The organism is Micromonospora sp. WMMD1120 (genome assembly GCF_029626235.1).
GTDB lineage: Bacteria > Actinomycetota > Actinomycetes > Mycobacteriales > Micromonosporaceae > Micromonospora.
Map to the genome: position 1 here is coordinate 4,833,402 of NZ_JARUBO010000005.1, position 24,767 is coordinate 4,858,168.

At 75.0% G+C, this 24,767-nt stretch carries 15 protein-coding genes; 11 read left to right on the forward strand and 4 right to left on the reverse strand.

Features of this window, described 5'->3' with window-relative positions:
- Window positions 1-7: 7 nt before the first annotated feature.
- From O7634_RS22200 to O7634_RS22210, 3 genes are read left to right on the forward strand one after another with little or no spacing between them, the layout of a single operon-like run.
- On the forward strand, window positions 8-2,653 hold the full coding sequence (locus O7634_RS22200) for a LuxR C-terminal-related transcriptional regulator (RefSeq protein ID WP_278152046.1): 2,646 nt from the start codon (window positions 8-10) through the stop codon (window positions 2,651-2,653).
- A 28-nt stretch (window positions 2,654-2,681) separates the two neighbouring features.
- On the forward strand, window positions 2,682-5,084 hold the full coding sequence (locus O7634_RS22205) for a right-handed parallel beta-helix repeat-containing protein (protein WP_278152047.1): 2,403 nt from the start codon (window positions 2,682-2,684) through the stop codon (window positions 5,082-5,084).
- On the forward strand, window positions 5,081-7,309 hold the full coding sequence (locus O7634_RS22210; RefSeq protein WP_278152048.1) for an AAA family ATPase: 2,229 nt from the start codon (window positions 5,081-5,083) through the stop codon (window positions 7,307-7,309). The genes O7634_RS22205 and O7634_RS22210 overlap by 4 nt, the downstream gene beginning before the upstream one ends.
- On the opposite strand, the gene O7634_RS22215 is transcribed toward O7634_RS22210, so the two are convergent.
- Both O7634_RS22215 and O7634_RS22220 read right to left on the reverse strand, forming a co-directional pair.
- Window positions 7,287-9,683 carry a hypothetical protein gene (locus O7634_RS22215; protein WP_278152049.1) on the reverse strand — a complete coding sequence of 799 codons (2,397 nt, stop codon included), beginning with the start codon at window positions 9,681-9,683 and terminating at the stop codon, window positions 7,287-7,289. The genes O7634_RS22210 and O7634_RS22215 overlap by 23 nt on opposite strands.
- Window positions 9,683-11,788 (reverse strand): hypothetical protein, encoded by a 2,106-nt coding sequence (locus O7634_RS22220; RefSeq protein ID WP_278152050.1) that lies wholly within the window; start codon window positions 11,786-11,788, stop codon window positions 9,683-9,685. Before O7634_RS22220 ends, O7634_RS22215 begins: the two co-directional genes overlap by 1 nt.
- Window positions 11,789-11,814: 26 nt before the next feature.
- Here O7634_RS22220 and O7634_RS22225 point away from each other — a divergent pair, with 26 nt between their 5' ends.
- The 7 genes from O7634_RS22225 to O7634_RS22255 all read left to right on the forward strand — a co-directional run bounded on the left by O7634_RS22225 (window position 11,815) and on the right by O7634_RS22255 (window position 17,871).
- Complete coding sequence (locus tag O7634_RS22225; RefSeq protein ID WP_278152051.1) at window positions 11,815-12,102, forward strand: hypothetical protein; 288 nt, start codon at window positions 11,815-11,817, stop codon at window positions 12,100-12,102.
- Window positions 12,099-12,401, forward strand: a complete 303-nt coding sequence (locus O7634_RS22230; protein WP_278152052.1) for a hypothetical protein — start codon at window positions 12,099-12,101, stop codon at window positions 12,399-12,401. The genes O7634_RS22225 and O7634_RS22230 overlap by 4 nt, the downstream gene beginning before the upstream one ends.
- On the forward strand, window positions 12,391-13,278 hold the full coding sequence (locus tag O7634_RS22235) for a hypothetical protein (protein WP_278152053.1): 888 nt from the start codon (window positions 12,391-12,393) through the stop codon (window positions 13,276-13,278). Before O7634_RS22230 ends, O7634_RS22235 begins: the two co-directional genes overlap by 11 nt.
- A 123-nt stretch (window positions 13,279-13,401) precedes the next feature.
- Window positions 13,402-13,959 (forward strand): sigma-70 family RNA polymerase sigma factor, encoded by a 558-nt coding sequence (locus O7634_RS22240; RefSeq protein WP_278152054.1) that lies wholly within the window; start codon window positions 13,402-13,404, stop codon window positions 13,957-13,959.
- Between the two features lie 9 nt (window positions 13,960-13,968).
- Window positions 13,969-15,525 carry a S8 family serine peptidase gene (locus tag O7634_RS22245; protein WP_278152055.1) on the forward strand — a complete coding sequence of 519 codons (1,557 nt, stop codon included), beginning with the start codon at window positions 13,969-13,971 and terminating at the stop codon, window positions 15,523-15,525.
- 101 nt (window positions 15,526-15,626) lie between these two features.
- Window positions 15,627-16,412 carry a zf-HC2 domain-containing protein gene (locus O7634_RS22250; RefSeq protein ID WP_278152056.1) on the forward strand — a complete coding sequence of 262 codons (786 nt, stop codon included), beginning with the start codon at window positions 15,627-15,629 and terminating at the stop codon, window positions 16,410-16,412.
- Window positions 16,413-16,545: 133 nt separating this feature from the next.
- Entirely contained in the window at window positions 16,546-17,871 is a 1,326-nt protein-coding gene (locus O7634_RS22255) for a hypothetical protein (RefSeq protein WP_278152057.1), read from the forward strand.
- Here O7634_RS22255 and eccB read toward each other — a convergent pair.
- Window positions 17,846-19,252 carry a type VII secretion protein EccB gene (gene eccB, locus O7634_RS22260; protein ID WP_278152058.1) on the reverse strand — a complete coding sequence of 469 codons (1,407 nt, stop codon included), beginning with the start codon at window positions 19,250-19,252 and terminating at the stop codon, window positions 17,846-17,848. The two genes, O7634_RS22255 and eccB, sit on opposite strands and share 26 nt — an antisense overlap.
- 1 nt (window position 19,253) lies before the next feature.
- On the reverse strand, window positions 19,254-20,648 hold the full coding sequence (gene eccD, locus O7634_RS22265) for a type VII secretion integral membrane protein EccD (RefSeq protein ID WP_278152059.1): 1,395 nt from the start codon (window positions 20,646-20,648) through the stop codon (window positions 19,254-19,256).
- Between the two features lie 156 nt (window positions 20,649-20,804).
- On the opposite strand from eccD, the gene eccCa reads away from it, so the two are divergent.
- Window positions 20,805-24,746, forward strand: coding sequence for a type VII secretion protein EccCa (gene eccCa, locus O7634_RS22270; RefSeq protein ID WP_278152060.1), 3,942 nt, complete (start codon window positions 20,805-20,807; stop codon window positions 24,744-24,746).
- Window positions 24,747-24,767: the final 21 nt, after the last annotated feature.

The following is a 24,767-nucleotide window of genomic DNA, read 5'->3' on the forward strand; positions in this document are numbered from 1 at the left end:
ACGGGACATGTCGAGACGACATCCGGTGGTGGGCCGGCAGGCGGAACTCGGCGCCCTGGCCGCCGCCGGACGCGACACCTCCGGTAGCGGACGGCTCGCGCTGGTTCGTGGCGTCGCCGGAAGCGGTCGAACGGCGCTGCTGCGGGCCGCCGCCGACGCCTGGCGGGACGAGGGCGCCGTGGTGCTGTGGTTGCCGCCGGCCGAGCCGGGCGAGAGCTCCGAGGGCGGCTTCGAGGCGCTACTGCACACCGTCCGGCAGCACTACGAGCTGCTGGGCGAGCCCAGTTTGGCCGTACCCGTGGCAGACCTCGGCGCGCTGTGCGCGTCGCCCGCCGACCGGTCGACGGGTCGGACCGCGGCGCTGGCCCGGGAGGCCGCGACGCTTTTTCACCGGATCGGCAGCCACGGCCGGGCCGTCCTGATCACCGACGACGCCGGCGGCGCGCCCGGCCGCGCGCTCGCGCTCGACGCCGCCACCCGGCCGGGCGTCCTGGTCGTGGCCGCCACCGAACCGGACGCGCCCGCCGCCGGTCGCCTCGACGCGATGGCCGAGGTGGTCATCGAACTGCCAGCGCTTGCGACCCCGGCGGTACGGGACCTGCTCGACCGCCGACACGGCACGCCTGTCGACAACGCGCTCGTCACCACGCTGGCGCAGGCGCTCGGCCCGCTCGCCGGGCACCCGGCGACCGTCGTGGCGACCGTCGAGGCGCTGCGTCAGGACGACCGGCTCACCGTCGCCGGCGGGCACCTGTGCCTGCGGGACCCGCACGAGCCGATCCCGTTGCCGCCCGGCCACCCCCTGACCGCCCGCCTGTACGGGTACGGCACCCCCGCCGTCCGCCTGGCCACGATGGCGTCGGTGGCCCGATTCGGCCTGGCCGACCTGCCGCTGTTCGCCGCCGCGACGCTCGGCGACCCGGACGGGTACGGCGCGATCCTCGACGAACTGGTGTCCGCCGGGGTGCTGGTCGCCGACCGGCTCGGCGACATCCGGCCACAGAGCCCCGCCCTCGCCGCCCGTCTCGTCCGTGACGCCGGGCCGCGGGCGGTGGCCCGGCTGCACCGCGCCTGTGCCGCCGCCCTGTTGCGCCGCGCCGGCGCGGGTGAGGCCGGGGACCGGCTTCGGCTCGCCGACCACGTCACATCGGCCGGCACCGCCATGCCACCGGACCGGCGTACCGCTGTCACGTTGTTGTCCACCGCGGTGCGCGCGGCCGAACGGGAGCCGGGCCGGGCGGCGCACTGGCTGACCGCCGCGCTGCGCCACTGCGACGACGGGGACACGGCTGGCGACATCCAGGCGCGGCTGCTGCGGCTGTTGGTCCGCACGGGTCAGTTCAGCCGGCTCGCCGCCGAGGTGGACCGGATCGTCGCCCGTGGTGTCCCGGCGGCGGACCGCGCCGACCTGGCCGCCGCCGCGTTGCTCGCCGCCCTGCACACCGGCGACCCGCTGCCGCAGCGGGTGCGTGCCGCCTTCGCCGGCCCGGACGCGACGGTGGCGTTCGGGGACGCCTGGCCGGCGGCAGCTGCGGCCGCGACCGCCGAGCCGGCGGTAGCTCCGGCCCCGACCGCCGCGCTGCTGGCGGCGCACGAGGTCGCGGTCGTCCGGCGGGCGCTCACCGGTGGTCCGGCGGCCGACCCGCTGCTGCGTGCCGGGGGCCTCGGCGACGTGGTCGAGGTGTTACGGCTGGTGCTGGGCGACGCCCGGTACGGTCCGCCGGTCGACGGTGCGGCCGCCGCGTACCACCGGCTGCACGAGCACCGCTGTCGCGGCGACCTCGCCGGTGTGCTGTCCGCCGCCCGGGAGGCGAACCTCACCGGAGCACCGGACCAGGTCGTGCCACGCCTGGCCCGGCTGTGGGCGGCCGAGGTGCTGGCGCTGAGCGGCCAGACCGAGGCAGCCGCCGAGTGGGTGCGGTCGGTGCCGGCCGAGCCACCGTACGCCGCGCTGCGCTGGTGGGTCACGAACGGCCCCGGCGGCGAGCCGCGCGACGCGACGGACGCGGTCGGGCGGATCGCCGCCGGCTGGCGAGCCTACGACGCCCAGCGGGCGTACGGCAGCCCGATCGGCGTCGAGTACCTGCTCGTCCGGATCGCCGACCTCGCGGCCCGGTTCGGCGTCGACCCGGCGGCCGACCGGCTGCGCGCCCTTCGCGCCGACGACGGGCCACTGTTCACCAGCGAGGCGGCGGCGCTGATCCGGGCGCTCACCGACGGCGACCCGACGGCTGCCGCGCAGGGCGCGGGCCAGGCCCGGACGCGCGGTCACCGCCTCGACCTGTGGTACGCCACCCTCGCGCTCGGTCGCACCGCCGAGGACGCGGGTCCGTGGCTGCTGGAGGCGCACGCGGTGGCCCGGACGCTCGGCGCGCCGGTGGCCCGGTCGGTGGTCGCCGGGGCACTGCGTCAGCGGGGGATGGCACCGCCGCAGGCGCGCGGCGCCCGACCCGCTTTCAGCGCGGTCGAGGTGCAGATCATCGAGCTGCTGCGGGGCGGACGCACCAACCGGCAGATCGCCGCCCGCCTCCGGCTCAGCGAGAAGACCATCGAGAACCACCTGACCCGACTGTTCGCCCGCACCGGCCTGCGCTCCCGGGTGGAGTTGGCCGCGGCGACAGTGCAGACGGACGTTCTCGGTGCGGCGTCCTGACCGGCTGACGATGGAGGTACCACCCGGCGTGAAGAGCAAGAGGATCGTCGTCTCCCGGACCGCACCAGGATCCTGCCGCAGCATCCGCGAGGCGTTGCAGCGGGCGGAGCCCGGCGCGCTCATCATGGTGACGCCGGGCCACTACCCGGAGAACCTGGTGCTCGACAAGGTCGTCACCGTGGCCGCCGAAGAGGGCCCGGGCACCGTGAAGATAACCGCGGCCAGTGGTCCTGCGGTCGTGCTGACCGCCGAGTCCGCGGCGCTCAACGCGCTGACCATCGAGGCGCTCGACGCGGCCAGCCCGGCCGTGGCCTTCGAGGCCGGGCAGCTCGCGATGACCGAGTGCGAGTTGACAGCGAGCGCGTGGGCGACCGTCTTCGTCCTCGGCCGCGCCGCCCTCACCATGCGCGGCAGCCGGGTCACCAACCAGGCCGGCGCCGGAGTGGTGGTAACCGCCGCGACCGGCAGCGTCCTCGACGACTGCCGTCTCGTCCAGCTCGGCACCTCAGGGGTGGTGGTCGGCGAGAGCGGCGTTCTGCGGATGCGGGCCAGCACCGTGCAGGGCGCCGGTGGCAACGGCGTGTGCCTCAACGGGCGCGCGTCCATCGACCTCGAGGACTGCGAGATCATCGGCGCGGCCAAGCCGGCCCTCGCGGTGGAGCAACAGGCCGCCGCGGTGATCCGCCGGCTGACCGTCAGCGGCGGCGACGGCATCGGGGCGTACCTGGCCACCAGCGGGGCGGTGTCCGTCGAGGACAGCACGATCGCCGGAATCGGGCACGACGGAGTGTTCGTCAGCAGCCGGTGCGCGCCGCGGCTGACCCGGACGACGGTGCGCTCTCCCGGCCGGCACGGCCTGCGCTTCGTCGGGCAGGCCGCCGGTGTGGTCGAGCGGTGCGCGGTCCTCGGGGCGGGCGCGGCGGCGGTCAGCGTGGACGAACGCTCCACACCCGAGTTCAGTGAGCTCGAGGTGGAGGGCGGGGCCGACGTGGCGGTGCGGATCGAGGGGGGCGCCGACCCGTTCTTCCGTCGCCTCCAGGTGTCCGGTTGCAACGGCACGGCCGTCGTGGTCACCGGTGGCGCCCGCGGCACACTGGAGAACATCACCTTGGACCGTCCCGGCGGCCACGGCCTCGCCGTCGCCGACGCGGCCCGCACCACGGTCACCGGGCTGAGCCTGCGCGGTGCGACGGGCGTCGGCCTCCACGTCGCGAACGCCGTCCTGACCTGCACCGACGTCGACATCGCCGGCTGCGGCGACGCCGGGGTCGAGGCCGGCGCCGGCGCCGAGGTGTCGCTCACGCAGTGCCGGGTGCGCGAGAGCCGGGCCGACGGGTGCCTGGTGGGCGCCGGCGGCACCGGCCTGCTCGCCGACTCGGAGTTCGACGGCAACGCCGGCAACGGCGTCACCATCGCCACCGCCGAGCCGGTACGCCTGACCGGCTGCGCGGTACGCGACAACCGCGGGTCGGGGCTGCGCCAGCTGGTGCCGGGCGAGCTGACGGTGGACGGGCTGACCAGCGCCCGCAACGCCGCCCCGGACGCGTACGGCACGAGCGCCGCCGGCACCGCCTCCGCGTACGCCGACGCTCCGCCACCGGACCGTGCCGAGATCCGCCGGGCCAGTGACCCGCTCACCGAGCTGCACGACCTGGTCGGCCTGTCCAGCGTCAAGCACGAGGTGTCGTCGCTGATCAATCTCAACAAGATGTCACAGCGCCGCAGGGAGGCCGGGCTCAGCGCCCCGCCGATGGCCCGGCACCTCGTCTTCGCCGGGCCGCCCGGCACCGGCAAGACCACCGTCGCCCGGCTCTACGGCGCGATCCTCGCCGACCTGCGCGTGCTGCGGTCCGGGCACCTCGTCGAGGTGGCCCGTGCCGACCTCGTCGCCCAGATCATCGGCGGCACCGCGATCAAGACCACCGAGGCGTTCAACCGGGCGCTCGGTGGCGTGCTGTTCATCGACGAGGCGTACACCCTCAGCACCGGCCGGGGCGGCACCGGCCCCGACTTCGGCCGGGAGGCGATCGACACCCTGGTCAAGCTCATGGAGGACCACCGCGACGACATCGTCGTCATCGCCGCCGGCTACTCCGCCGAGATGCAGCGCTTCCTGGACACCAACCCGGGGCTCGAGTCACGGTTCAGCCGGACCATCGAGTTCCTCAGCTACAGCGCCGCCGAGCTGGTGACGATCGTCGAGGAGCAGTGCCGCCGCCACGACTACCACCTGGACGAGGAGGCCACGGCGCTGCTGCTGGACCACTTCGAGGCCATCCCCAAGACGGGGACGTTCGGCAACGGCCGTACCGCCCGGAAGGTCTTCGAACGGATGGCCGATCGGCAGGCGTCCCGGCTCGCCGCGTCCGACCGACTCACCGACGCGGACATGCGCCTGCTCACCGCCGCCGACTTCAGCGCCGACGCATGAGCGCTGTCGACCTGCTCAGCGGGCCGGCGCTCACAGTGGTCACCGGGCCGGCCGGGGTCGGCCGCAGCCACGCGCTGCGGCTCGCCGCGGACGCCGCCGCCCGGCAGGGCACACCCGTGCTCGCGCTGCGGCTGGCGCCGGAGGATCGCGCCGAGCCGTGGTACCTGGTCGGACGCGTCCTCGCCGCGCTCAACCCGTCCGGCCCGTCCGGTCGGGCCGTCGAGCCGCCCGCCGCCACCCTCACCGGCCTGCTGCGCCGCCGGGCCGGGCTGGTGCTCGTCCTCGACGACGCCCAGTGGGCCGACACCGAGTCGGTGCGGGTGCTCCGGGACGTCCTGGCCGACCCGGCCGGTCCCGCCATTCGCTGCCTGGCCGCCGTCCGCACCGGTGGTGGCGCGCCGGTCCCGCGCCCACGGCCCGGTCTGGCCGCCCGGGTCGTGCCACTGCGTCCCCGGCCGCCCGACGACACCGACGCGCTCGTCGCCCGGCTGCTGCGCGCCACGCCGCACCAGGACCTGGCCGCCGCGGTACGCCGGTACGCCGTCGGGGTGCCCGCCGCCGTCGACGCGGTCCTCACCGGCTACCGCGCCGCCGGGCACCTCGTGCTGGCCGACGGGCGCGCCGGGCTGCGCGACCCGAGCGCCGTCCCGGTCATCCCGCCCGGACACCAGCTCCTGCGACCGGTGCACCGGCTCGGCCGATCGGCGCGCGCGGTCGCGCGGGCCCTCGCCGTGCTGCAACCGTTCGGTCCGGCCGCGCCCGCGCTCATCGCGCGTGCCCTCGACCTGCCCCCCGAGCAGGTACGCCGACAGCTCGCCACGGCGCGGACCGAAGGGGTGGTCCGCACCCGGTCGGGCTGCTGGACCGTGACCACACCGGCTCTGGCGCTCGGTCTCGTCGCCGGACACGGCCCGTACGAGCGGCGTCGGATCGCGCAGGTCGCCGTCGAGGCGCTGTGCGACGACCCGTCCGCCGTGCCCGACCCGCACTACCTACCGGACCGCCTCGTCGAGGCGGGCGGGTCGGTCGACCCGGCGCGGGCGGTCGCGCTGCTGCGGGAGGCCGCCGCCGGAGCGGGCGGGTCACCGGCCGACGCGGCACGCTGGTGGGCCGCCGCAGCCGACCTGAGCGGCTCGGCGACCGACCACGTGGAGGCCGCCCTGAGCGGGGCGGCGGCCGCACTGCGGCGCGGGCTGCGCGACGAGGTGGGTCGCGTCCTGGAGCCTGTGCTGGCCGCCTACGCCGACGACCTCACTCCGGGACAGCACACCGAGGCCGCGGCTCTGCTCGCCGGGACCACCCGGCAGAGGGACGCCGAGAGCGGCGACGGAACACCGAGCCGTGTCGCCGCGCCGCTGCCCCTGGCCGACCGTTGCCTGCTCGACTTCCGTGCCGGCCGATGGACCGCTGCCCTCGACGGGGCCGTCCTCGCCGAGGCCGCCGGGCAGGCGGGAACCGACCCGCCGGTCGCCGCCGTCGCCGCCCAGGTGTTGCTGGCCCAGGGTCGGCCCAACCGTGCCCGCGCCGTGCTGGACGCCGCTGACCAACCGGCGCACCTGCTGGCACCGGCCCGCGCCGACCTGCACCGTGCCCTCGGTGACGCACGAGCGGCGTCCGGCGTGCTGCGCGCCGCGCTCGACCGCTTCGCCACCGCGGAGCTGTGGGTGCTCGCCGCCGAGTTGGCCGCCGAGCACTATGACGCGGGCACCGTGCGGGCCGCGCGCGAGGCGTCGCTGTCCGCGTACCCGGAGGCCCTCGTCCGCATGATCGTCGACCGCGACGCCGACGCGGCGGCCGAGGCGGTGCGGCGGGCACGGGCGTTGAACCAGCCGTACGAGCTCGCGCGCACGCTGGAACGCGCGGTCCGTTGGGTGGGGCACGACCCGACGGCGCTCGCCGAGGCGTACCAGATCCTCGGCGGCCTCGGGGCGCTGCTGCACCGGTCCCGGCTCCGGCAGCTCGCCCGGGAACATGACGCTCCGGTCGCCGGCCGCGCGGAGACCGTCGCCGAGGGCGACCGGCTGCTCGCCGTGCTCGTCGCGGACGGACTGTCCAACCGGGAACTGGCCGCCGCGACGCAGAACAGCGAGAAAAGCGTCGAAGGCCGCCTGAGCCGCCTGTTCGCCCGGACCGGTTACCGCTCCCGGGTGGAGCTGGCCACGGCGGTGCTGGCCGGGACGTTCGGCACCGGAGCCGCCACCGTCAACGGCGGTCCGGCGCGATGAGGCTGGACAGCGGCAGCTCGATGCCCTTGGCCCGGGGCCGCCACCGGCCGTCCTCCGCGTGCAGCACCTGGTCCACCGTCGTCCGGTCGTAGTAACGGCTGGGCAGCAGCATCGTCACCCCGTCCGCGACCAGCTCGGGCAGTCGCGACCGCACCGACGTCAGCCCGGCCAGCGAGGCGGCGCTGGCCACCACGTCCACCGCGCGGTTCGGCGCGACCTGGAGTCGGACCAGCCGGTGGCCGTCCCGGACGGCGGGACGCCGGGCCAGCAGCACCAGCAGGTCGGACGTGCCCGCGGTGTCCGGCCGGTCCGGCACCACCGCCCACATGCGCCCGCCACGCGGTGTGAACACCACCTCGTTCGGCATACCGTCGGCGCCGTGCCGGGCGCCGCGGCAGCGCAGCGTCAGCGGATGACCGGGCAGGTCGACCGGATCGCGCGGATGCCCGGCCTCGTTCACCCGGTAGCCCTGCTGCAGGCGGGCCAGGTCCAGCCAACCCGCCGGCAGCAGGAACGTGCCCTCGGTGGCCTGGTGGCGCAGATCGGCGGGCAGGTCGGCACCCACTCGGCTGAGGTCCACGGCGCCACCCGCCTCGACCCGCAGGCACAGCAGGTGCCGTTGCGGCGCGGTCCGGGCCAGTGGACCGCCCGCCAGATGAGCGACCAGATAGAGATTCGCCGACGGCACCCCCTCGACCGCGACCCGCTGCGCCGGCCACAGCGACGACAGCCACAGCCGTACCGGGGCCGCGTTGACCTCGGGGCGTTCGGTCAGCCACCGCACACCGTGCGGTCGGCTGCCTCGCGCGGACACCGCCAGCGGCGGGCGCGGACTGGGCGGCGGCAGCGGCCCGCCGGTCTGCGGAGCCGTCGCAGCCGGTTGCGCCACGACGACGCTGTCGGGCGACGGTCCGGTGACCGGCTGCCGCAGCGGAATCAGCCAGCCGTCCTCGTTACGCCAGCGGCCGCCCTCCGGGTCCGCACCCGCGCCGGCCGCCCGCTGCCAGCGCGCCGCGAGCCGTTGCCCGTCGACCGCGCGTGGCAGACCGTCCTGGACGGACATCACCGCCCCGGGGGCGAGCGTCCACACCTCGACCCCCAGCTCGTCCTCCAGCACTCGCAGGTGCTCGTGCAGACCGTCGGTCCGCTCCGGGGGCACCGGAGTGAGCAGCATCAGGTCACCGCCGCGCCACCCGGACATCTCCAACAGCCGGCGCAGCTGCGCCGTGCCCGCCGCCAGCACGCTGCCGTCACCGTGGCGTAGCCCCAGCCGCCCGTCCTCCAGGATGGTCAGGTCGACCAGGGTGAGGCCCGGCTCGGCGGTCAACTCCCGATACCTGGTGCGCAGCGCCACCTCCCGCCGCTGCGACATGCTCATCAACGCGACCTCGCCGGCCGAGGCGATCGTCACGCCGTCGGCCGGCGTGAGCCGCCCGTCCAGGTCGGTGTCGAAGATCGACGCGTCGGACGCGTACCGGGGACGGGTCGGCCGCCACGGCACCGCCTGCCCCGACCGGTCCCGCGCGGCCAGGTCCTGGCAGCCGCGCAGCAGCACCGCCTCCGCGCCGACCGGCGGGGTCCACACCGTCGCGCCGGTCGCCTCGGCCAGCGCGCGCACCTGGGCGTCGAGCAACCCCTGCTCGGCCGTGTCCACCGGCCAGCGCAGCCACAGTCGCAGGTCACCGCCGTAGAGCGGGATCGAGGACAGTGCCGCGGCGACCTCGTCGGCACCGTGCACACCGCTGCGTCCCCGGTAGGTGGACAGCACGAAGCCGCCACCGCGTGTGGCGAGCGCCACGGTGACCAGATCCGGGTGCGCGGCGCCCAACCGGGCTGCCGCCGCCCGCCGCACCACGTAACCCTCCCGGTCGGCGAACTCCAGACCGTTCGGCAGCGCCAAGGTGACCAGCCCGCCCCGGTGTAGGACCAGGCCGCCCGCCAGCTCGTACCAACCCGGCAGCTCGGTCCGCAGTGACGCCGGCTGCACCAGCACCCAGTCGACCACCTCGCCGCTCGCCCGGTTGACCGGCATCGCCTCGGTGCGACCCCCGGCCGCCGGAGTGGGCTGCACCGTCGCCCCCGCCGGGGTCACCAGAACGTCGCGACCCAACGCGTCCGCCAGCCGGCTGAACAGCGTCGCCTGCCGGGCGCCATCGTCCATGAGCACCCGCAGGTCCTGCTCGCCGGCGCCCGCGGCCCGGGCGAGATCGGCCAGCGCGTCGACGGTGAGTGCCACGCCCGGCTCGTCCGGCAGGGCCAGTCCGCCCTCGTCGGAGCGGACCAGGACCAGGTCGGCGACGCCGGGAACCGCGGCGGGACGGTCGTCCCGGGTCAGCACGTCCGCCGGAGATTGCGGGGTACGGGGCTGTCGCATCAACTCGCCCGCCCTTCTGCCATCGCGCGTACGGACCATCGCGCCGGTGGGGCGTCGCCGACCACCACCGAAACGGTGCGGTGGGCGGACGCCGCGAACGACCGACGCTTCCGCCACAGGATGCCCGCCGACGTCCCGGGGCAGAAGACCACCCGCAACGCCGCCGCGTCCAGCCCCGCCACCTCATCCACGGAACCCAGGCGGCGGCACCGCTCGGGCAGCGGCTCCCCACCCAGGGCGTCGTCGACCACGACGACGTCCACCGTCGGGGCGAGCTGCGCGAGCAGGCGTACGCCCAGACGTTGGCAGGCGTGCGGGTCACCGCCGAGGGTGAGCACGTCGGGGGCGGCGGCCAGATCCACCCACAGTCGGCGGCCGTCGTGCTCGCCGAGCACCACCGGAACTGTCGACGGTGGCGGATGCCATCCCTCCTCCAGCCACCCGTACGCCGAGCCCCAGCGCGCCGGCCGTGCGCCGACCAGTCGTACGGTCATCGGGATCGAGTCGGTGTCCAGGTCGGTGACCAGGGGAGGGAACCAGCCCGGCGCCGTCGCCGCCAGCGAGCCGATGCCGGCGACGCGTTGCAGGTCGCCGGTGGGCAGCGCGATGGCGCGTCGCAGCCCGGTGACCACCGGTGCGGGCGTCGCCGCTGCCGGGTCGACGGTCTCGCGGTCGTCGTCCGGAGTGGGTTCGGCTGTCGACTGCGGCGACTCGACCGGGATCAGCCGGGCGGTGGAGGCCGGTGGGTCGTCCGCCGCCGGGCGGGGCGCGGGCAGCGGCGTGGGGCGGGCGGACGCGAGAGGCGCGGACACGCGCTGCGGCGGGGTGGTGGGCGTCAACGGGGTGACGGGTCGAGGTGCGGCTACCGGCGGCGGGCTGACCGGTTGCGGGGCGGCGAGCTGCGTCGCGGGCTGAGGTCGTACACCGGTTTGCGGTGGGGTGGGCGCAGGCCGCGCGGCGGGTTGCGGCGCGGGCGGCTGCGGCTCCGAGGCCCGGGGTGGCGCGGCTCGCGGTGCCACCGGGACGGAGAGCTGCCGCTGCGCCGGAGCTGTCGGCGGTTCCGGCACGCGCACCACCGGCGGGCCGGTCGGTGCCGTGGCCGGCGGGTGGCGGTCGGGCCCGGTCAACGGGTCGGCGTCCGGCGCGGCGGCGCCCGGCGCGGCGGCCGCTTCGGTGGGTGGAACGCCGGTGGGCGGCGCGCCGATCGCGCCGGTGGGTGGAACGGCCGTGGCCGGCGTGGCGCGGGGGGTGGCCGGCGGGGGAGCGGCCGGGGCGTCGGGAGGGCCCGTGAAGGGGAGTCGGGGCGGGGTGGGCGGTGGTGTGTCCGGGCCCGCGGTGGCGGGCGGCAGGGAGGCCACGGGAGCGGCGGATGGGCGGGTGGTGACCGGCGGCTGCGAAACCGGCTCCGGCCTGGACGGCCCGGGGTGCTGCGGCAGCGTGGCGGTGACGGTCGTGGCGGACGGGGTGACCGGGGCGGCCGTCGCCGTTGTGGGCTCGCGCGCGGGACCGGCGGCCGAGGCGGTGGGACCGATCGACGCCGCAACGCGTCGGCTGCGCCGGAGCAGGAGCGGGACGGCCAGCGCAGCCAGCAGCAGACCGGCCACCGTCGCGAGCAGACTCGGGGAGATCCCCCCGTCGTGGGCCTCCGGCTGGGCCCCGGCCGTCGCTGCCGGCGCGCTGGCGGACGGGAGGTCGCTCGGCGGCGCGACGGACGGCAACGGGCCGGTGCGCACACCGGGGCCCCGGGCGTCGTCAGGTAGGAGCAGGATCCAGCCGGGCTCGACGATGGTCGGGTCGTTCATGACCCGGCCGTCGGGCTGCGGCCGCCCCCGGTTGAGATCGAAGATCTCGCGGTAGCGCTTACCGTCGCCGAGGGTCTGTGCGGCGATGGCGAAGAGGAACTCGCGCTGGCCGTCGACGGGCGCACCGACCACATAGAACTTCCCGGCGGCGGCCGAGGGCGCCGGTGCCGCTTCCGCCGCGCTGGCGAGGGCCGAAGTCAGCATCAGGAGTACGGCGAACACCGCCCCGGCCAGGACGGCCGCAGTGTTCGCGCGATCCGTGGTCCGGATCGTGAACAGCCGAGCCCTGCCGTCCGTTTCCATGGTGAGCTCCTGAGTGTGGAGGCATTATGAGCGGAATTACACCGTATTCGTCCGGCGAGGGCAATGTTGCCGACCGATGCTGTGCCGCCGTCGCGGAGATCGGTGAACAGGTCGACCGGCTACGCGTCCAGCTGGGACGGCTCGACCCCGAGCGACTGCGGATGTCCCCCCTACGGTTGCAGGCACTGCTCGTCGGGTTCGACATCTACGCTCGGATGCTCGACGACGCGTTGAACGACATCGTCGCCGACCTCCGGGCGTCCGTCGCGCCGTCGGGCCGCGACCTGGAGTCGGCTGCGGGTGAGCGACGATGACCGGCACACCATACGAAGTGGACCCCGGCTCCGCCATCGGTGAACTGGCTGCGGGCCTCGCGGACCGGTTGGCCACCCTGCGGCGGATGGTGGAGCCGGTGGCGGCGTCCACCCAGGACGCCGAGCGGGCAGCGCTGCGGCCGTCGCACGAGTGCGCCATCGCGGTGGACGGGCTGCTCGGCCGTACCGGCATCCTCACCCTCATCGGCGGCGCGCTGGACACGAGCTGGCCGGTCGGTGGCGATTCCGGCTGGGACGCCGACGACGTGCCGGGCCGGGGTGACCGCGATGCACTGTGAGGACGCCATCATGCGGGCGAAGGTGGGTCTGCTCACCATCGGCCGGGTGAGCGACACCGAACGTACGGAGGTGGCCCGCCACCTGACCGACTGCCCGTCCTGCCGCTCCGAGCGCGAGGACATCGCACGGGTCGTCGACCTGCTCGACGTGCTGCGGTCCGCGCCGGGCACCGTGCTGCGCGAGCTGCCCGCCGGTCCCTCGCCCGCAGTCGTCGCGCCGCTGCTGCTCCGCCCGACAGCACAGCAGTTCGGAGTGCCGGGCGCCGCGGCGCGAGCGCCGTCGTACCCGCGTGTCCTCGCGGCTCTTCCGCCGGCGGTCGCGGCGCGGCCGGTCCCGGCGGTCATCGCGGCCCGGCCGGCTGCGCCCGTGTCGCGCCCGTCGTCACTGACCTCGCTGCCGCCCCGCCCGGCCACCGGTCGGCTCTCCGTCGGTCCGCACTCGCACCGCCGCCCCCGCCGCTGGTCGCCCGGGATAGCGGTGTCGTCGGCCCTGCTCGTGGTGGCAGTGGCCGCCGGCACCACCGTCCTCTACCGGGCGTCGCAGGCGGATCCGCCGGGCCCGATCGTGGCGACCGCCGCGTCCAGCGACGCGTCCGGGGTCGACCTGCGGGCGGTCGTCCGCGGCGAGACCGACGGCGTGGGCGTGGAGTTGACAGTCGGTGGCCTGGTCCGGGGCTCCTCCTACCAGGTGTACGCGGCCACCGTCGACGACGATCTGCGCCTCCTGGGGGAGATCACCGGCGGTGCCGGCGCGGTTCGCTGGTCGGGGCCGGCGGACCTGCCGGTGGACGACCTCGCCTACCTGAGCGTCTCCGAGGCGAACGGCGCGGTGGTGGCGATGGCGACGGTCGTCCGCGACGCGTCCGCGCCACTGTGACATATGACACACATCGATGGTGAAGGGGGTTTACCCAGGTCCCGGTCCCCAGTGGAGCAATGGTTCTTGAGTAGGGTGTCGCCGTCCGTGAACCCGGCATTCGGCGGCGTCGTTATGGTTTCCGTGGATCAGGTCACCGCGCAGGCGGCGTCCGGCGAGCTGACGCGCCCTCCGGCGAACGACGAGGCGCTCGGGGTCGCGTACCGGACCCATGGTCCGGTCGTGCTCAATTACCTGTCGCGCATGTTGCTGGGCAACCGCGCGCTGGCCGAGGACATCCTCCAGGAAACGCTGGTGCGCGCCTGGAACCATCCGGAGGCGCGCACAGCCGACGGGCAGTGGAGCCGGGGTTGGCTGCTGACGGTCGCGCGGCGCATCGCCATCGACCACATCCGGTCGGCGCAGGGGCGTACGACGGAGGCGCTCGACGAACGCATCGCCGACCAGGAGGTGGTCGAGGACGACGTCGACCGGATGCTGAACGCGCGGACCGTCCGGGAGGCGGTCGCGTCCCTGCCGGAGCGCCTGCGCGGCGCCCTGATCGAGATCTACTTCCGGGAGAGCTCGGTCGCCGAGGCGGCCCGCAACCTGTCCGTTCCCGAGGGGACGGTGAAGTCCCGGACGTTCTACGCGTTGCGGGCGCTGCACGAGGAGCTGGTGAAACGTGACTTCGCGCTCTAGGAGGCCGGCGTGACCCTCCGATCGACGCACCGCTGGGCGGTGGCCGGCCTGGTGGTCGCGCTGCTCGCCGTGCTGACGCCGGCCGCTCCGGCCACCGCAGCGGTCGACGAGTACGTGCTGTACGCCACCGTCACGGCGAACAGCTCGGGTCAGGGGCAGACCCTCGCCGACATCGCCGGACGCTACCTGGGCGACGCCGAGCGCGCCGACGAGCTGTTCAACCTCAACAGCGGCCGCCGGCAGCCCGACGGCAAGGCGCTCACCGACGCGGACCGGTTGACCCCGGGGTGGTACGTCGTGCTGCCCTGGGACGCCGTCGGACCCGGGGTGCAGTACGGCGTCCTGCCGACCCGGCCTCCGGACCCCTCCGCCACGGCGTCGCCCCCGTCCACCGCCACCGGACCGGGAACTCCACCGTCGAGTCCCGACCCGCTGCCGACATCCCGTCCGGGCGGCAAGTGCGTCGCGGCCACCGTCGCGAGCGACAGGTCCACCTGGGCCACCACGCGCCTGGCCGCGGACCGGGTGTGGCCGCGGACCAGGGGCGCCGGGCAGCTCGTGGCCGTGGTGGACTCCGGTGTCGACGGCCGGCTGCCGCAGTTGACCGGTCGGGTCGCGCAGGGCGCCGACCTGGTCACCGGTGGCCGACGCGGAGACACCGACTGTCTCGGCACCGGCACCGCGATGGCCGGCCTGATCGCCGCGAGCGCCCCACCGGGCGGTGGCTTCGCCGGCATCGCGCCCGACGCGGTGGTGCTGCCCATCCGGATCGCCACCGACGGCAAGCCGGTGGGCCCGGCCGACCAGGCCGCGGCCATCGAGGTGGCCGCCTCCGCCGGCGCCACCGTGATCGCCCTCGGCGACCACGTCACGGTCACCGACGAGGCCGTACGCCGGGCGATCGAGCAGGCGCTGTCCCGCGACATCGTGGTGATCGCGGGCGCGCCCGCCGGCGCCGCGAACGCCGGGGCGGCGGACCTGCTGCCGGAGTACCTGCTGCTGGTCGGCGGGGTGAGCGCCGACGGCAAGGCGGCCGAGGAGTACGCGACCGACACCGTGGACGTCGTCGCGCCCGGCGTCAACGTCTCCAGCCTCGGCATCACCGGCACCACCGGGTTCGTCGGCAGCGGCACGCGCTACGCGGTGGCGCTCGCCGCCGGGGAGGCGGCCCTGGTGCGCGCCGCGCATCCACGGTTGTCGGCGGTCCAGGTGGCCCGCCGGATCGTGCTGACCGCCGACGAGATGGGCGGTGCGCAGGCCGGCAGCCCCTACGGACACGGCATGATCGACCCGGAGGCCGCCGTCATCGAGGACCTGCCGGACGAGACCGAGTCGGTGCCGCCGGAGTCGGCCGGCACCAGCGGTGGCGTCGCCGGCGCCGGCACGGTGGCGCAGATCGCCATCCTGCTCACCATGGTGGCAGCGCTGGTTGCCGGCGCGCTGCTGGTGATCCGGCTGCGCCGCTCCACCCGCCGCCCGTCCGACGGCACCGGCGAGCCACCTGTCGCCGCCGAACCCACCGGTGCTCCCGAGCCGCAGACGTCGACACCGAGCGGCGGACGATGAAATCTTCCATGGCTGAACCGGCACTCGGTCGTACTCGTTCTCCAGGTGGCAGGGGGACGTGCGGACGGGGGGCGACCAGGGACATGAGGATTTGATGCCCAGTGGGCGACATCGGATGTGAGGAGCCGGAGCTGCGCGGCAAGATCGCGCTCTACGTCACCGGCCGGATCTCGGGCAGCGAGCAGTGGGAGGTGGAGGAGCACCTCGCCCACTGCGCCGACTGTCTGGAGGAGAGCCGGATCCTCGGCGACGCCGTGCTCGCGCTGGCCGTGCTCGGGGAGGCGGACCGGCGCGAACTCGTCGCCGACTTCGGCGTGCCGGTCGCCGCGACGACGGCGCACGGCGGTGCGCGTCCGGCGGGCTCGTCCGCTCCGCGGTCGCGCGACGACGCGGACCGACGCCCGTCGACCCGCCCATCGGGCCCGGGCCGACCGGGGTCGCGCTCCGGCCGTCGACGTCCCCGCAAGCCGATGCTGGCCGCCGGGGGCCTGGTGCTTGTCGTCCTGCTGGCCATCGGTGGTGTGCTCGGCCAGTCCGTTCTGAACGACGCGCCGCCGCCGGTAGCGCTGGTCGCCGACTCCGGAGGAAGCGCCAGCGGCGCCGTGTTGTCGGTGACCGTGTCGCCCGATGGCGGCGACGCCGCCATCCGGGCCACGGTCTCCGGTCTGGAAGCAGGCCGCAGCTACCGCTTCTACGTCACCGACGTGGCCGGTAACAGCTACGACATCGCCGGGCTGACCGGAACCGGGCAGGCCCAGGACCTCACCGGCGCGTGCCCGGTGCCGTTGGACCGGTTGGAGCGGTTCAGTGTGACGGCCGCCGACGGCGCGCTCGTCGTCGCCGCGACGGTACGCCGCACCGGCAGCACGCCGGCCGCGACCGGTTAACCATTCAACAAACTCTCAGTCGCCGGTACCCCACCAGAAATATCGAACGTCTACGATCGCCTGATGCCCATTCCTGGCGGCGCTCGCCACGCCGGTCCGAGGTCGTCGTCTGCATGACGTCTGACCAGTCCCGTTGGACGAGCCCACCGGCGGCCCGCCCCTGATGTCACCGCCCGCAGCCCCCTACGCCGGGCCGCGCCGACCCTCCTCCGGTGCCCTTCGCTGGCTCGCCGACGGTCTCGCCGTGGTCGGCCCGGATCCGGGCGGCGTCGTCGCCGTCGGGGCGGCCCAGTTGCCCATCGAAGCCGGCGTGGTCACCGTCGTGGGTGAGGTCGCCGGTCCGGAGGACTGGGCGGCGATCACCGAGGCCCTGCCGGCGCTGGTCCAGCCCGGCACCGCGGTCCGGCTGGGCATCTCCGGCGCCGGCACCGCGCTCGGGCCGAGCGTCACCTCGCACCACGACGCGTCCCCGGCCGCCGCCCTGTCCCGGCAGGTGCAGGCCGACGTGTACGCCCCGGACGGACCGGTCCTGCTCGTCCCCGGCGGCACCCTGTACGCGGACGCGGGCTGGCGGCGCTCCAGCGGAGCCGGACCGTCGGTGCCGGCCGGCCTGCGCCATCCGCGACCGGGTTGGGAACCGGAGGTCGACACGGTCGCCCGGCACACCGCGGGCGCGCTGCGGGCGCGGTCGGTGCCGGCGGGGCTGTGGGTGCACCGGCAGACCGCGGACCGGGCACCGGTCCCGTACGACGACCCGGTGTACGCCATCCCGGCGGACAGCGAACGGGCCGTGGTGGTGGTCGGCCGCCCCGGCCTCGCGCCGCCGGACCCGCGGGCCGTCCGTACCGTCCTGGACGCGCTCGACCCGTCGGTGCTGCTGGCGCCGTACGGCGTGCCGCTGTCGCTGGTGGTGGATCTCGCCAGCGATCTCGGCGGGCGGTGGGGACGACCGGTGGAGGTGGCGACCGGTCTGCCGACGCTCGACGACGAGCACCGCCTGGTGTCCGCCGCTGTGGACCCGGACGGCCGCGACTGGTGGATCCCTCCGGTGACCCGGCTGCGCTGCGCGCCGGGGCGGGCGCCGACGCCGGTCACGCCACCAGCGGTCGTCGCCGGGCTACCCAGAGAGGGGGACACCCACCGACTCGGCCACGGCTGGGTCGTGGAGCCGACCGCGTGGGGCCTGTGGGTCCGACCACCGCACGCCCGCGACCGGGACGACCTGCGCCGTCGCCCCACCGATGGCACCCGGCTCGACATCCTGGTCGGTCTGCCGGGTGAGACCCCGCCACCCGAGGTCCGGACGCTGCTCGCCGCGCTCGTCGCCCGGCTCACCCCGCAGCAGCGGGCGCGGACCACCATCGCCCCGGACGAGGCCGACATCCTGTTGCGCCCCGGTGAACCAACGCCGGCGGCCACGGATGGCGGGCGCATCAGCGGCCCCAGGTCCGCCCGGTGAGCGCGGCGTCCCGGTCGAGCGCCGGCCCGCTGGGCAGCAGCGCGAGGAACTCCCGGGGCACGTCGGTGGGGGACACCCCGGCGTAGCCGAGCGATTCGGTCGTCTTGTCGTCCGGGAGCGGGAACTTGACCCCGAATTCGGACACCAGGTAGACGCCGGTCGGCACCGCTCCGGGCGCGGGCCGGTCACGCAGCAGCATTCCGCTGCCGGTGCGCAGCACCACCTCGTCCGCGAGACCGGCCGTGCCGGCCGCGGTGGGCACCGTGACGGCCCGGTCCAGCGCAGCGCCGCTGACCGCGAGCGCCTCGGACCGTACGCTGCCGGAGGCGATGCTGTGCCGCACGCACGGCACAGCCGCACGCAGGTCGTTGATCTGGGGCGGGGGTTCGGCGGGGAAGCCGGTGACGTACTCGCCCCCGCCGACCATCGGCGCGGCCTGCATCGCGTCGGCGTCCACCAGGATCGGGCGGGGTGCCGAGCCGGGGTAGGAGCGCCGGCTGGCCGGATCGCCCAACAGCAGCGCGCCGACCGTGCGGCTGACCGGGGCGAACCCGTCGGTCCGGGCCAGGTACAGCTCGCGGGTGGCGAGCACCGGGTTCGCCACCTCGAAGATCTGCCCGACCACCGACGGGACGCCGGCGACCGTCGGTCCGGCCCGGCCGCGCCCGGCTATCACCGGTACGACGAGGTCACGTCCGGAGTCGATCGGGTTGAGCCACGCCTCGGTGACCCGTACCGGGGGCACGCCGCCGTAGCCCAGCGCGACCCGGCTCTGGTCACCGGCGAGACGGTACCGGCGGCCCTGCCACACGAGGTGCAGCCCGTTGTCCGGAGTCGACACCAGCAGCGCGCCCGGATCGCGGCCCGCCACGTCGTCGAGCACCAGCGTGGTGCGTTCGGTCCGGGTGCGGTCCAGCGGGCGTCGGGCGCACACCGTCCACGCGCCACGGTAGAGCTGCTTGCCGGTCGGCACCGCGTCCGGCGCGTCCGGGATCCCCACCGGCGCCCCGATCGGCACCCCGGTCAGCGAGTTGCGCGAGACCGACCGCACCGGGGCGGTGCTCTGCAGGATCAGCGCCGCCGACGTGTAGTTGAGCACCGGACGCAGCTCGCTGCCGAGCAGCAGGTACCGGGCCCCGGTCTCCTTGACGACGATGATCGAGCCGGGCCTGCGCCACTGGTCGCTGCCGCCGGGTCGCAGCAGCCCGTAGATGCCGAACCCGGCCGCGATGAGCACGGTGAGCAGCAGGCCCACGGCCGTCCCGATGGTGAACCGCCGGTGCGGCGGGTCGTCACCCTCCGGGCGGCCCTTCATCAGCGCGCCGATCAGCCGCCCGGCCTCGAACAGGTACGCCTGGACCTGGTCCCTGCGCGAGCGCACGTCAGCCGGCCCAGGCGCGGATGGCGGCGTACACGCCGAGCACGGCGCCGAGCACCGGCAGGACCGCGAGGGCGACGACCAGTTCGAGGATGTCGGCGGCCCGCGCCCAGTACGGGCGCAGCCGCCGCCCGGGCAGGATCGTGCTCGCGGCGAGGAACGCCAGGCCGATGGTGGCGAGCACCGGCAGCGCCACGACACGCAGGTAGAACTGCTGCTCCCCGCCCCAGCCGAGCAGCACCAGGACGACGAGGCCGGTGGCCGGGATCAGCACCGTCCAGCGTTGGATGGCGCTGGTCAGGTGACGCGCGCGCAGCAGGAGCAGGGCGGCCGTGACCAGACCCAGGACGCGTGGCCAGGCGCCACCGGGCAGCACCAGGAACGCGACCAGCGGCAGCTGTGCCACCCCGACCCCGAGCAGCAGCGCGGACTGGTGACCGACAGCGGCGTTGCCGCGCTCCACCACCAACCGGTACGGGATCGGGTCGATGTCCTCGCTGAGCTGCTCCGGCCGACGCGGCATCATCGGCAGCAGCAGCCCACCGAGGCGGAACGCCAGCAGCGGCACCACCATCATCACGACGAGCGTCACGACGAGTGTGGTGCCGGCGACGCGCTGGGTGTCGTAGCCGCCGGCGGCGGCGACCACCGCCGGTGCGCCGGTCAGCAGCAGGGCGGTGATCGCGCCGGTGAACAGCAACGCGCCGTCCGCGACGGCGGCGAAGCCGGCGCAGACCGTGGCGAGCGCGCAGAGGCAGACCGCCGAGACGGTGACCGTCCAGGACGCGCCGGGCGCGGCCCACTGGGTCGCCGTCCACCCGGCCGCCGCGGCGTACGCGGCGGCGCAACCGGCCAGCAGGGTGCCCGCCACCGGATCGGCGGCGGCCCGGCTCGCCAGGCCCGCGGCACCGACGAGCAGCAGCGTGGCCGTCGCGGCGGCCAGCGCCCGGTACGCCGCCGGCCCGCCCAGCGCGAGCACCGGTAACCCGGTCAGGACGGCGAGCCCGCCGAACGTCAGCAGCATCGCCCGCAGCCGACCCGCCGACCAGGTGCCCTGGTGTTTCTCGACCTGCTCGGCGAGCCCGTCGATGAGGTCGTCGTAGCCGATCGGAGGCAGCGCGGCGGCCCGTGGCCGCAGGTGCACGGTGTCGCCGTCGAGCAGGTCGAGGTCGGCAGGGGTGCGTTCCTCGTCGAGGGGGGCCGCACCGATCCGTTGCAGGACCCAGCCGTCGTGGCCGGCGCCGTGGTCACCGGCCTGTGGGTCGAGAGTGGACAGGACCACGGGGAGGACGTCGATGAGCGGTGTCTCGACCGGCACCGCCATGTCAGCAACCGCATCTTTCAGGACAAAACGTAGCCTTACCGGCGCTGCCGTGCGATGCTGAACCAGTTCGTCCATCGTTCGGACCCGATTCCCTCCTGTCGCTGGAACGCCGACCAGATCTCGCCAGATCAGGGCCGCCACGCTAATGGCGGCGGCGTCCCACCGGTCCCGCCGTCGCGGGGCCGGCCTCAGGTCGGGGGGAAAACCTCCACGAACGACGGGAGTACGCGGGTGGGCACCACGCCTTTCGTCCGCCGGCCACGCACCGCGGGCCCGGTGGCCCCGCCGGGGGAGATCGAACTCCAGCCGCCACCACCGGTGCCGGAGCCCGCCGCGGGCGGGATGGGGCAGATCTGGCTCTACATCCCGATGGGCCTCGCCTCGATGGCGATGATGCTCGTCTTCGTCCGGCGCGACGCGGGCGTGCTCGCGTACATCGGGATGGGTCTGATGGCGGTGTCGGTGGTCGCCGGTGTGATCGTGCCGTTCTTCCGGCAGGCCAGTGAGCACAAGGAACGCATGCACGGTGACCGGCGCGACTACCACAGGTACCTCACCCAGATCCGCCGCCGGGCCCGCGCCGCGCTCGTCGACCAGTACCGCGCGGCGCGCTGGCAGCACCCCGATCCGCGGGCGCTCTGGTCGCACGCGCTGAGCCGCCGACTGTGGGAACGCCGTACCGCGCACGAGGACTTCGGTGAGGTCCGGGTCGGCGTCGGCATCCGTAGGTCGACGACGGCACTCGTCGCGCCGCAGAGCAAACCGGTCGAGGAGCTGGAGCCGATGGCCGCGCACGCGCTGCGCCGCTTCATCCGCGCCTACTCCACCCTGCGTGAAGCCCCGGTCGCCATCTACCTGCGGGGCTTCGCCCGGGTCCAACTCACCGGCGACCCGGCGGCCGCCCACGGTCTCGCCCGCGCGATGCTCGCCCAACTCGCCGTGGCGCACGCCCCCGGCGACCTGGTCGTCGTGTGCCTGGCCGCGCCCGGTAGGGAGCCGGGTTGGGACTGGCTCAAGTGGCTGCCGCACGCGCAGAACGACGACGAGCCCGACGGCGCCGGCGCCCGCCGCCTCGTCACCGCGGACCTGCCCGGGCTCGACGCGCTGCTCACGACACTCGGCGTGGCCGACCGCCCGGCCTTCGAGCCGGACACCCCGATCACCGCGTCGGAGCCGCTCACGGTGGTCGTACTCGACGCGCCGACGATCCACGCCGAGCACCGGCTCGCGGTGGAGGGCTACCGCAACACCGTCGTCCTGGACACCGCCGGCGCTTTCGACATGCAGGCCCGACCGCAGACCCTGATCGCCGAGGTGACAGCGGACGACCTGCACCTGGTGACCTTCGACCACCTCGGCAAGCCGTCCCGCGACCGGCTGTGCCGCCCGGACGCCCTCGGGCTGCCGATGGTCGACGCCCTGGCGCGCAGCATCTCCCGGTACCGCATCGGCCAGGCCGTCGACACCGAGGAACCGCTGGCCACCGACTACGACCTGGCCGGTCTGCTCGGTATCAGCGACCTGCACACCTTCGACCCGGACGCCTACCGGGCGAATCGTCCGGCCGCGCAACGGCTGCGCGTCCCGATCGGCATCTCCACCTCCGGCGCCCCGATCGAACTCGACCTCAAGGAGGCCGCGGAGAACGGCATGGGCCCGCACGGCGTCCTCATCGGCGCGACCGGCTCCGGCAAGAGCGAGCTGTTGCGCACGCTCGTGCTCGCTCTCGCCACCCGGCACACCTCGGCCGAACTCAACCTCGTCCTCGTCGACTTCAAGGGCGGCGCCGCGTTCCTCGGCTTCGACCGGCTGCCACACACCTCGGCGGTGATCACCAACCTGGCCGACGAGCTGGAGCTGGTCGACCGGATGCGCGACGCGCTCACCGGAGAGCTGGTCCGCCGCCAGGAACACCTGCGGGCGACCGGCAACCACGCCTCCCGCCGGGACTACGAACGGGCACGCGTCGAGGGCGCCCCGCTGGAGCCGATGCCGGCCCTGCTCATCGTGGTCGACGAGTTCAGCGAGATGCTGACCAGCAAGCCGCAGTTCATCGAGGTCTTCGCGATGATCGGCCGGCTCGGGCGCTCCCTGGGCGTGCACCTGCTGCTGGCCAGCCAGCGGCTCGACGAGGGACGCATCCACCAGATCGAGTCGCACCTGTCGTACCGGATCGGGCTGCGCACCTTCTCGGCCATGGAGAGTCGCAGCGTGCTCGGCGTGGTGGACGCGTACGAGCTGCCGAACGTGCCGGGCAACGGTTTCCTGCGCTCGGACATCCAGACACTGACCCGGTTCAAGGCCGCCTACTCCTCCGGCCCGTACCGGCAGACCGGCCGGACCCGCCGGGGTGCCGCGCAGGCTGGCCTGGTCGCCTTCGGCACCGGTCACGTCGAGCCGGTCGCGCCGCCGCCCGACCTTCCCGACGACGAGGACGGCGAGAAGCCACCGATGCTCGCCGAGGTGCTGCTCCAGCGGTTGCAGGGCCTCGGCCCCGCCGCGCACCAGGTGTGGCTGCCGCCGCTGCGGGAACCGGCCACGCTGGACCGGCTGCTGCCGCCGCTCACCGAGGACCCGGACCGCGGGCTGTGCCCGATCGGCGGCTACCAGCCGCTGACCGTCCCGGTCGGGTTGCTCGACCTGCCCGCCCAGCAACGTCGGGAACTGCTCCTCGCCGACCTCTCCGGCGGGCGCGGCAACGTCGGCGTGGTGGGTGGACCGCAGAGCGGGAAGAGCACCCTGCTGCGGACGCTGATCTGCGCGCTCGCGCTCACCCACGGCCCCGACGACGTGCAGTTCTACTGCCTCGACTTCGGCGGCGGCAGCCTCGCATCGCTCGCCGGGCTCCCGCACGTCGGCTCGGTCGCCAACCGCCTCGACCGGGACCGGGTCACCCGGACCGTGCTGGAGTTGTCCAACGTGCTGGCCGCCCGGGAGAACCTGTTCAGCAGGCACAACATCGACTCGATGGCGAGCTACCGGCGGATCCGCGCCGCCGGCGGGCTGCGCGACCAGGACCCGTACGGCGACGTGTTCCTCGTCGTCGACGGTTGGTTCTCGGTACGGCAGGACTTCGAGGAGTTGGAGCCCCGGCTCACCGACATCGCCGCCCGCGGCCTGGGCTTCGGCGTACACCTCGTCGTCGCCGCGCGCCGCTGGGCGGAGATGCGGCCCTGGCTGCGGGACGTCCTCGGCACCCGGTTCGAGCTGCGGCTCGGCGACCCGGTCGACTCCGAGATCAACAGCAAGTTCGCGGCCACCGTGCCGGCCATTCCCGGGCGGGGCATCGTGCCCGAGCGCCTGCACTTCCTCGGCGCGCTGCCCCGCGTCGACGGCGACAGCGGCACCGAGGACCTGGCCGACGCTGTCACCGACCTTGTCGACGCGGTCGCCGCCGGAGCACTGCCCCGCGCGCCCGAGGTGCGGCTGCTGCCGAGCCGGCTACCCGCCACCGCGCTGCCCGCGCCGACCGCCGCCCGCCCGAGCGCGGACGTCCAACTCGCCCTCGGCCTCGACGACGTCAAGCTGGCACCGCTGTGGCACGACTTCGACACCAACCCGCACCTGCTGATCTTCGGCGACGCCGAGACCGGCAAGACCACCCTGCTGCGCCACCTGGCCCGGTCGATCGCCGCGCACCACAGCGCCGACGAGGCGCGGATCATCTTCGGCGACTTCGGCCGCGAGCTGTACGACGCGGTGCCGCAGGAGCACCAGATCGGCTACTCGGTCGGCGCGGGCTCGCTCTCCTCGGCCCTGCAGGAGGCGGCCGGGCTGCTCAAGGACCGGGTGCCCGGCCCGGAGATCATCCCGAGTCGGCTGCCCTCGCGGGACTGGTGGACGGGCGGTCGGATCTTCGTCCTGGTCGACGACTACGAGCTGGCCGAGGCGGAGAAGCCCCTGCAACACCTCCTGCCGCTGCTGCCGCACGGCGCCGACATCGGGCTGCACCTGATCGTGGCGCGGCGTACCGCGGGCGCCTCCCGCGCCATGATGGACCAGGTCGTCCGGCGCTGCTGGGAGCTGGGCAGCCCGGCGACGCTGTTCTCCTGCCCCCGGGAGGAGGGCGCCTTCCTCGGCGGGGTGCGGCCCCGCACCCTGCCGGTGGGTCGGGCCCAGTACATCGACCGCCGACGCAGCGTACGTCTGGTGCAGACCCCCGTCATCGAGTGAGCCCGGCGGACGAGTACCCCG

Bases quoted from the DNA above. Each gene is read 5' to 3' on its own strand.
- O7634_RS22200 (WP_278152046.1), top strand. From the start codon at position 8: ATGTCGAGACGACATCCGGTGGTGGGCCGGCAGGCGGAACTCGGCGCC.
- O7634_RS22210 (WP_278152048.1), top strand. From the start codon at position 5,081: ATGAGCGCTGTCGACCTGCTCAGCGGGCCGGCGCTCACAGTGGTCACC.
- O7634_RS22215 (WP_278152049.1), bottom strand. From the start codon at position 9,683: ATGCGACAGCCCCGTACCCCGCAATCTCCGGCGGACGTGCTGACCCGG.
- O7634_RS22220 (WP_278152050.1), bottom strand. From the start codon at position 11,788: ATGGAAACGGACGGCAGGGCTCGGCTGTTCACGATCCGGACCACGGAT.
- O7634_RS22225 (WP_278152051.1), top strand. From the start codon at position 11,815: ATGAGCGGAATTACACCGTATTCGTCCGGCGAGGGCAATGTTGCCGAC.
- O7634_RS22230 (WP_278152052.1), top strand. From the start codon at position 12,099: ATGACCGGCACACCATACGAAGTGGACCCCGGCTCCGCCATCGGTGAA.
- O7634_RS22235 (WP_278152053.1), top strand. From the start codon at position 12,391: ATGCACTGTGAGGACGCCATCATGCGGGCGAAGGTGGGTCTGCTCACC.
- eccD (WP_278152059.1), bottom strand. From the start codon at position 20,648: ATGGACGAACTGGTTCAGCATCGCACGGCAGCGCCGGTAAGGCTACGT.